The 2398-nt window shown below is 77.4% G+C and carries 2 protein-coding genes; both read right to left on the bottom strand.

Features of this window, described 5'->3' with window-relative positions; all coding sequences use genetic code 11:
- Positions 1 to 1541, bottom strand: a 1541-nt coding sequence (locus tag AC1MIR_RS01775) for an AMP-binding protein (protein ID WP_480026471.1), incomplete at its 3' end; no start/stop codon positions are given.
- Between the two features lie 85 nt (positions 1542 to 1626).
- Positions 1627 to 2398: HAD family hydrolase (locus AC1MIR_RS01770; RefSeq protein ID WP_480026470.1), on the bottom strand; the 772-nt coding region annotated here is incomplete at its 5' end.

Below are 2398 nucleotides of genomic sequence, written 5' to 3'. Positions count from 1 at the left end.
GCCCCCGGGGGCCCCCCGCCCCCCCCCCCCCCGCCCGGCGGCGGGCTGGCGCGGAGGCGGTCGAGCAGCGCGCGCCCATCCACCTTGCCGCCCGGCAGCCGGGGCAGTTGCGGCAGCAGCAGCAGGCGCGACGGCAGCATGTAGCCGGGCAGCGCCACCCGCAGGTCGCGCCACAGCGCCTCCTCCAGCCCGGGCGGGGCATCGGGCGCGGCCTCCACGGCGGCATGGATGCGCGGCCCACCCGGCGCCTCCCGGTCCGCGACCACCGCGGCCAGCGCCACGCCGGGCGCGCGACGCAGCCGGTCCTCGATCTCCTCGAGCTCGACGCGGCGCCCGCCGATCTTCACCTGGCGGTCGGCCCGGCCGACGATCTCGCAGAGGCCGTCGGGCCGCAGCCGGGCCAGGTCGCCGGTCCGCAGCCGACGCCCATCCGGCGCCGGCGCGATGCGCGGCACATCCACCAGCCGGCCATCCAGCCATTCACCGAGCGCGATGGTGGGGCCGCTGCCCACCAGCTCGCCCACCTCGCCGGGCGCAACCGGCTCGCCGGCCTCGTCCAGGATCTCGATGCGATGCGCGTCGATCGGCGCGCCGGCCGGGATGCGCGGGCCATCGGGCTGCCATCCGGCCGGGACGTCCCAGCGCAGCAGCGCCGGCGCCTCGGTCAGGCCATAGACATTCACCAGCGTGCAGGCCGGCGGCAGCGCCGCGCGCAGCGCCTGGACATCCGCGGCCAGAAGCTGCGCGCCGCTCGACTGGCACCGCGTCACGCCCGCCAGCGCCGACGCCGCGCCCGGGGCCGCGAGCAGCGCCGTCAGCACCGCGGGCAGGCCCTGCAGCGCCGTCACGCGCCCGGCCGCCTCGGCCGCCCGCAGCACGCCCGCCAGGCCCAGCCGCGCCGGATCCACACGCAGCAGCAGCGCGCCGGACAGCAGCGCCGCGAAGCCATGGACCAGGCCGGAGATGCTTCCATCCGCCGCCGTCGAGAGATAGGTGGCGCCGTCCCCGAGGGAGAATTCCCGGCCGATCGCATGGGCGCGGAACAGGATGCCGCGCCGGGACTGCACGATGCCCTTCGGCCGCCCGGTGCTGCCGCTGGTCGGCACGATCACGGCGGGATCGCCGGGCCCGCCGGCGGACGGAGCGGGGGTCTCGGCCTCGCCCGGGATCGGCAGCGTGGCGGCGCCGGGCTGCGGCGGGGTGCCGGCCGGCGTCAGCCAGGCGCGGAGGCCGAGCGCGGCGCCGATCTCCTCGCGCCGTTCGGGCGGATCGCGCGGATCGAGCAGCGCAAAGGGCCGGCCGGCCATCAGCGCCCCGGCGATCCAGGCCTGGCCGGTGGCGCCGGCCGGGGGCAGCAGCGCAAAGGCCCCCTCCGGCGCGGCAGCCGCGGCGTGGGAGACGCCGCAGGCGATGCGCCAGAAGGCGCCGCGGCTCAGCGCGCCGCCCGCGCCATCCGCGGCGATCGGCGCGCCGGCATCGGCGTCGCAGAGCGCGCGCAGCGTCGGCGCGATATCCCGGTCATTCTCCTTGCGCGGCGACATCGGTCCCGGTCTGCCACAAATCCCCGCCAGCGCCCAATCCGGCAAGCGTACCCCGCCAGTCAAGCGCGGCAGGGCGCCGGCATGCTCAGGCGGGGAGCCCGAGGTCGCGGAGTTCCGCGGCCAGGGCCGCGGCGTCGCGGAAATGGTGCGCCCGCATCCCGACCGCCTCCGCCCCGCGCACATTCGCCAGGCTGTCGTCCACGAACAGGCAGCGCGCGGCCGCGAGCCCGTTGCGATCCAGCAACCGGCGGTAGATGGCCGGATCGGGCTTCACCAGGCGCTCATGCGCGCTCACCACCGTGTCGCGGAAGCCGCCCAGCATCGGGAAGCGCGCCCGCGCCTCGGCGTATTTCTCGGCCGAGAAATTGGTGATGGCGTAGAGCGGCACGCCGCCCTCCCGCAGCGCCGCCAGGATGGCCGGCGTGCCCGGCACCTCGCCCGGCACCATCTCGTGCCAGCGGTCGGAAAACGCGCGGATCAGCGCCTCGTGGCGCGGGAACAGCGCGACGCGCTCGGCGATCGCCTCCGCCCATGTCCGGCCGCGATCCTGCTCGAGGTTCCAGGCATCGGTGCAGACCTCGCCGAGGAAGGCCTCCATCTCCGCCTCGGTCGCGAAGAGCTTGCGGTAGAGGTGGCGCGGATTCCACTGGATCAGGACGTTGCCCACGTCGAACACCACCACGTCCACGGCCATCGCGATCCCCCGGTCAAGGCACGCCGCCTTGCACACCAGCGCGCAGCCGGAGGCAAGCGGCGCGCGGGCTTGCGGCCGGGGCGGGGGGGGGGGGGGACCCCCCCCCCCCCCCCCCCCCCCGCCCCCCGGGCCCCCCCCCGCGCCCCGGCCCACGGCCGCCGCC

This window comes from Falsiroseomonas sp. RANM36 (assembly GCF_056682175.1).
Note: the sequence above shows the minus strand (reverse complement) of the source record. Positions and strands in the feature narration are given on the sequence as shown.